Source organism: Psychrilyobacter sp. (assembly GCF_049671765.1).
Taxonomy (GTDB): Bacteria; Fusobacteriota; Fusobacteriia; order Fusobacteriales; family Fusobacteriaceae; genus Psychrilyobacter.
Map to the genome: position 1 here is coordinate 25,141 of NZ_JBATVM010000107.1, position 7,338 is coordinate 32,478.

Genomic DNA, 7,338 nt, shown 5'->3' on the forward strand with positions numbered 1-7,338 from the left:
TAAAAGAGGTAGATTATGTTAAAAAAAGCTGAGAAAGTATTGTTCCAATATTTTGGATATAAAAAATTTAGAACTAATCAAGAGGAGATCATCTCCTCTATTTTAGATGGAAGAAATTTATTAGGAATAATCCCAACTGGTAGTGGAAAGTCTATCTGTTATCAGATACCAGCATTACTCTCACCTAAACTTACCATAGTCATCTCTCCCTTGATCTCTCTTATGAAAGATCAGGTAGATGCCCTTAAGATATCTAATATCCCTTCTGCTTTTATAAATAGTTCCCTTTCAAAGGAAGAATATATAGATGTAATTAGAAAATTACGACAAAATAAATTAAAACTTCTTTATATAGCACCTGAAAGACTCCTCAATGCAAAATTTGTAAATTTATTCACCAGTCTACAGATAGGAATGGTTGCTGTAGATGAGGCTCACTGTATCTCACAATGGGGACATGATTTCAGGAAATCTTACCTAGAAATTCCTAAATTTATTGAGAAATTAGATCAAAATATACAGATAACTGCGTTTACAGCTACTGCTACTCCAAAAGTAAAACAAGATATAATAGACCTCTTGGAGATGAGTAATCCAAAAGTATTTGTAGGAGGTTTTGACAGGAAGAATCTATTTTTTAAAGTTGTAAAAAATGAAGATCCAGAATCATTTTTAGTAGATTATTTGGATACTCACAGAAAAGCTCCTGGTATTATATATGCTTCTACACGAAAAGAAGTAGATAATCTATATGCCTATTTGAGAATAAAACATTTTAGTGTGGGAAAATATCATGCAGGACTGACCGATGATGAGCGTAAAAAATTCCAAGACAAATTTATAACTGGAGATATTAGAGTTATGATTGCAACCAATGCCTTTGGTATGGGGATTGACAAATCCAACGTAAGATTTGTTATCCACCGTAATATTCCTAAAGATATCGAAAGTTACTACCAAGAAGCTGGCCGTGGTGGTCGTGATGGGGGACAGGCAGAGTGTATTTTGATGTTTTATCCAGAAGATATTGGCACACAAGAATTTTTTATAGATGTAAATCGAGATCTCTCTCCAGAATTAAAAAGGGAAAAACTAAAAAAACTAGACAAAATGGTAGCCTATACTGAGATAAAATCTTGTTTACGAGAATATTCACTAAAATATTTTGGGGACAGAAGGATTAAAAATTACTGTGGAAATTGCAGTAATTGTACTGGTCTAAAAGATGTTGAAAATAATACTGTAGATGCACAAAAAGTTCTTTCTTGTATTGGCAGATCCAAAGAAAATATCGGTGTCAGGATGGTTATTCGCCTACTATTAGGTGAGATAAGTGACAAAATCACAAGAAAAGGTCTAGATAAGATCTCAACTTTTGGAATTTTTAAAGACTATGATAAAAATCTATTGGAGGAGTTTATCAACTACCTTATCTCTGAGGGATATATAGACCAAACAGCAGGATCTTATCCAGTACTTAAATTAAATGAAAAATCATTTGATGTTTTAAATGGAAATATTAAGGTACTTCGAAAGAAAAATGAAGTTGTATCTTTTGATTATTATGAAAATCCTATATTTGAAAGGTTAAACGAAGTACGACGTGAGATTGCAGAAAAAGAAGGCATAGCTCCATATGTTCTCCTATCTGATGTAACTCTTATGGAACTAGCAGATAAAAAACCTACTAACAGGTGGGAAATGCTAAAAATTAAAGGGATAGGAAATCAGAAATTTGAAAACTATGGTCAACATTTTTTAGATGTCCTCATCACAGAGGTGGGAATCGAAAGTTTGAAAAATAACGACTCTCAAGAAACTCCAAAAGCAGATAAAAAGTATTTAGTTGAAATAGAAAAGGTGAAATATCTGAAAGAAAGTCTAAATTTAGATGTGGATGTGGAGGAGTTAGCTCAAGCTATAAGCGAAATTTTCTTTTAATCATGTCTTTATTTCTTATTTACTGATTTTATTAGATTAGGAGTAAACTTTAATTTAGATTATTATAAAAAATATAAGCGAGAATAAAAAGAGAGTGACTCTAGTAGAAGATCTACTTACAAGTCACTCTCTTTTTTACATAATATAGCAATTCATTTTTTTACTAATACTTTCTAAAACTTACTCAGTATAACCCTAGAATCTTCCTCTGCTAATTTTATTAGATCAGGGCTAAATCCAGATTTAGAAAACAATATAAAATATTCTTCCCTGTCATTATTTTCCCATTTAACTTTTTTTGCTTTTTCCTTCAGTGCAAATAGTACACTTAATCCAACATGTTTTTTAGACCATTTACATTCCCCAAAAATAATTTCTTTCTCTCCTAATCCTACCACATCTATCTCTTCCTTCTTACTCCACCATCTTCCCACTTTGCTTATAGGAAAATCTATCTCTTCGTGGCTGATAAGACTTTCTAGGCACAATCTTTCATATGCTTTAGAAACCCATAGATCAAAGGTTAAAGAGATCTTTTCTAAAGGATATTTTAGATTTTCTATCTCCAAATAACTCTGATAAGGATATACATAGTTAAACCAAAACGCTAAATAATTGTCTTTTATATAATAAAGACTTTTCTTGCTGTTATCTATATTTTCAGTTACTGGCACTTCCCTTTCTAATATATCTAGATCTATCAATTTTGATAAATATGGACTCAGACTACTAGAATTAAGGCCCAATTTAGTTGCTATGGCCGCCATTTTTGTATCTCCATTGGCTATAGACTGAATTATAGAAAAGTACCTAGAAAGATCATTTATCTCTTCTTGGAGTAAAAATTTAGGTTCTGAATAAAGAAAATTATTATTATCAAAGATATTATTTTCTATATTCCATATAGGAGATCTATTTTTATTAAATTCCTGAATATATTTTGGTATCCCTCCGGTAACTGAATAAAATTCAATTAATTCCTTGTGGGATTTATCTGTAAAAAATTCATTATAATAATCAAATTTAATAGGTTTTAGTCTTATTTGGGCAGTTCTCCTCCCATATAGAGGACTATCATAAGCTAACACCTCTGAATACATCATAGATATCAATGATCCACATAATATCAGCATTATATTGCTGTCCTTTAATTTTTCATCATATATTCTCTGAAATATAGACGAGAAGTTTTTATTTACCATACAGAGATATTGAAATTCATCTATTACCAGTACAAATTTTTCATCCTTAGGTAACTTTGAAATGAAATAGTTAAATAATGTATCCCAATCCTTTATCTCTATCTTATCTAACAGGTCATCATTAAAATAAATTGCTAGTTGTTTTTTAAATCTTTCTATCTGTATAATTTCATTTTGCTTATCGGCAAAAAAGTAAAATGATTCTTTAGTTTTTATAAATTCTTTAATCAGTGTTGTTTTTCCTGTTCTTCTTCTCCCATAGATCACTGTAAAACTTGATTCTCTATCAAATTCTTTTTCTAATGTCTTCATCTCATTTTTTCTGTTTATAAATTTCATATTAAACACCTCAATCAATTATATAATATATATTATTATAATTCAAATTATTATAATGAAAATTATTATAAAAACTCTAAGCAAGAATAAAAAGAGAGTGACTCTAGTAGAAGATCTACTTATAAGTCACTCTCTTTTTTATATACTATAGCAATTCATTTTTTTACTAATACTCACTGAATATTTTTAGAGTTTAAAAGTTTTTAATGATTTCTATTTTTTTCTCCTCATAAACGATTGCTCTAGTCCCATCTGCCTTATTTTATCTAACCAGTCATAGACCATCATAGGTTGATACTTAGTATTTCCATCCTCGTCTTTTTCCTTTTCTAATGCCAGTGCCATCAGTGCATATTCATTTTCTAAATATGTAGGAAATACCCCTTGATCATCGGTATTTATAGAAACTGATATCTGTGGACAGTCTTTTATTTCCTTGTAATCAGCTGTTAATCCAAGGTTGAAGAATTTTTTAATAGGATGCTCTGAATATCTTTTGAAAGTCCCTATGACATAATTAGAAGTCGGGTTAGTTTCTATCGATATATTCTTTTTTGCTACCTCTTTTTGGAGACCTTTTTGAAGTTTTTCCACTAAGTCTATATATTCACTACTGATCTTTACTACCTCACTTTCCAAACCTTTTAACCTTACCACTGGATTATAATGATAGTTTTTATAGATCTCACAACAGGTTTTATTTCCCCTAATATTTGTTAATTCATCTTTTCTAGTATCATCTATTCCACATTTTTCCCAAAACGACAAAACTCCTTTATTTTCATACTTCCCTTCCATATAAAAAACTGGATTATCTCCTCGAAGTTTCCATGCAGAATAATAATCATAGTGGTTACCATTTATCTCTTTGTCTTTCCCATTCTTTAATGCTACGTCAAATATCTCATGAAAGAGTCTGTAGAAATCATTTTCTAGATGAGATAATATTCTCTGAGATACATCCAAATCATATTCTCTAACCTTAGCCAATATCCATACTATATCATCCAAATGAACTTGTTTATTTTTAATTAAACTTAGATTCTTACACTTATAATATTCTTTTGGATCTATTCCAAGAGCCAATGCATGTCCTAGCCTATCCCCTTGTTCATAGTTGAGAAATCTCATGGTCTCATCTATGGCTCTCAGTCCATCTACGATATCCAAGAAATCTTCTCCTGCATGATTAGTTATTCCTAAATTAAAGTTTTCAGCAACTCCAAAATTTTCAAACTTATTTTTTATGTGGCTCTGTCTAAGATATCTAAATCCTTGGGAAAAAACTTCTGGACGACATCCTATCTCAAAATTGGCCGTATCGATTCCATATATTCGATTCCTAGCCTTGGAACTTGTTTTTCGTAGTGCAACTATGGCTTTTGACTGTACCTCGACATTCTTTCTTTCCTCACAGTTGAGAGGTCTCACATAGTCACCATAACTATTTTTTTTATTTTTTTCTGCATCTCGGTAAGTTTCACCATTTTTTATAAAATGAATTACATAGAAGTGTTTATTTTCTTTATCTTTCTTCCCTGATATCTTCTCTTCTAATTCTAAATTTATATCTCGATTGGTATCCAAAAACTTCTCCGAAGCGATACTTTTATCCATATCTTTTATAGATTTTCGTAATTCCTCCATACTATTTTCTGGTCCTATCCTAGCTTCTAACGAAACTATACTTTGATCGTATTTAGATGAGTTAATAGCTGTATTTATCACAGCTTCTTTATATATCCCCGAAAGAAAATGTCCTTTTCTATTCTGATATTCTGAAAAATTAGAAAACCCTACTCTGTCATTGACTTGGATTATCTCATTTCTCATCTTCTCTTTTATAATAAGATAAGCATGAAATAGATCTTTATATTTCCATATTAATTTGTCCCCTGAATATATCTTTTTTAAAAAACTATAAATCAGATGTCTTTCACCATATAAAAGAATATTTCCATTATATTCACGGTCTTTATAGTTATAGTTATTGTCACTGATAGATTTTGGAATAGCATAGTCTGGGATCTCTCCACTATATTCCTTTCCAAATTCATATTTTAGATAGTTTATTTCTTGTTGCAGATCAGAGAGATAAAAATTAAGTTCACTGTCATTTTTAGACAAGAGTAAATCTATATTTACTTTAGGTTTTTTCTCTTTATCTTCTAATTTAATTTCATTTATCAGCGAAAACATCATATATCTTATATAGGCTGCTTTTTTTACCAAAGTTCTAGTAGACAGTAGATCTTCTTTAAAGGAATATTTTGTGTCAGGTTCTAACATCAAATCTTTTTCTAATTTTGAAAATTCTTCTCCCCTATTTAAAACTTGATTCATAAGGGATATCCACGTCAGTTGAAAGTGGGGGGATGATCCCTTTAGGTGAAAATGATTTTCTGCTGTGCCTTTACTCAATAGTTCCTTTAATTTATTGTTATCTGTACCGACTATGGGTTTCCATGCAAAGATAGTTCTGTCGTAGTTATGCACATAGTCTTTGTAGGCAAAATATGAAGTCGTTAAAATATCCTCTCCAAGCTCATAAGATAACTCCCTCCATTTTAGGAGTTTCTCAAATTTACAGATAGGATTCCCCTTTTCCTCGGTCAATATCTCATTTGTAAAATTAACCAGTACGTTAAAGACATTATCTTTTTTAACATACTCTAATTTTTTCCATTTTGATTCCAAAAGATCAGAAACATTGGAGATCTCATCCTTGTTGTAAAGGTGAGGTCGTTCATGGGAATAAGTTGAGGAAAATAAATCTCTATCAAAATCTTTCGCTTCTTTTAAACCAAAATATTTTTGTATTATGGTTTCAGGATTTTTTTTCTTGAATATTATTTCAATGGAGTGGCGAATGTTGTCCATGGTTATTCAGCTTCATTCATTTTTTTTATACAGTTTGCTCTATTTTCTTTAGCTACTTCATAATTTGGATTCAATTCTAATGCTTCATCGTAATCTAATACTGCTTCTTTATAGTTTCCTAGACAATATTTTGCAAACCCTCTATTATTATAGTAAACTGAATCTTTTGGGTTTAGTTCTATTGCTTTATTATAATCTAGTATCGCTCCTTCATAGTCTTCTAGAGATCTTTTCGAACTCCCTCTATTGTTATAATAAACATGATCCTTTGGATCTAATTCTAATGCCTTATCGTAATCTAATATCGCTCCTTCATGGTCTTTTAAAGAATTTTTAGAATATCCTCTATTGTTATAATAAATAGGATTCTTTGGATTAAGCTCTAATGCTTTATCGTAATCTAGTATTGCTTCTTTGTAGTTTTTTAAACAACGTTTTGTAATTCCTCTATTATTATAATATTCTGCATTATTTGAATCTAATTTTATGGCTTCATCATAATCTTTTTCTGCTTCACGATAATATTTTAATTCTTTTTTTATTGATCCTACTTGATAGAAATATTCACTATCATTAATGTTTCTATCAAATCTTTCCCCATATGAATCTAAAGTTATTTTTGATTCCCCCCCTTCTAAATAATCCTTTATTTTTGATTCCATGCGTTTCTTTCCTTCTATAGTTTTAATAAAAATTTCTTTTTTCGAGACCCTTGCTATTTCTGATTGTAATTCTAGATTTAAATCTCTCTTTTCTACTCCTTCATATTTTTCTTCTATTATATTAGATTTAAATTTCTCTAAAACATTTACTATTTCTTTTATATTTTCTATGTTCTTTTTCACTGATTTCTTTAATAAATTTACGATTATTTTATCAATATTTTTTCCAATAGCAGTCTTTGATTTTACACTTTTATCAAACTCTAAATCTTTTAAATAATCCCAATAATTTAAATATTCATTTTCAAATACAT

The 7,338-nt window shown here is 29.9% G+C and carries 4 protein-coding genes; 1 reads left to right on the plus strand and 3 read right to left on the minus strand.

The genetic code is table 11. From position 1 onward, the window contains the following. The first annotated feature begins 15 nt into the window (after positions 1 to 15). Positions 16 to 1,941, plus strand: coding sequence for a DNA helicase RecQ (recQ, locus tag WBG30_RS05365; protein WP_424503619.1), 1,926 nt, complete (start codon positions 16 to 18; stop codon positions 1,939 to 1,941). Between the two features lie 173 nt (positions 1,942 to 2,114). Here the strand turns inward: recQ and WBG30_RS05370 are convergent, their stop codons facing one another. From WBG30_RS05370 to WBG30_RS05380, 3 genes are all read right to left on the minus strand, one after another. Beyond that, positions 2,115 to 3,482 (minus strand): ATP-binding protein, encoded by a 1,368-nt coding sequence (locus tag WBG30_RS05370; RefSeq protein WP_424503620.1) that lies wholly within the window; start codon positions 3,480 to 3,482, stop codon positions 2,115 to 2,117. Positions 3,483 to 3,695: 213 nt separating this feature from the next. Then, the gene (locus WBG30_RS05375; RefSeq protein WP_424503621.1) at positions 3,696 to 6,362 is read right to left on the minus strand and encodes a hypothetical protein; all 2,667 of its coding nucleotides are present in this window, start codon (positions 6,360 to 6,362) and stop codon (positions 3,696 to 3,698) included. Positions 6,363 to 6,364: 2 nt separating this feature from the next. Then, a partial coding sequence (locus WBG30_RS05380) for a tetratricopeptide repeat protein (protein WP_424503622.1) occupies positions 6,365 to 7,338 on the minus strand: 974 nt, incomplete at its 5' end.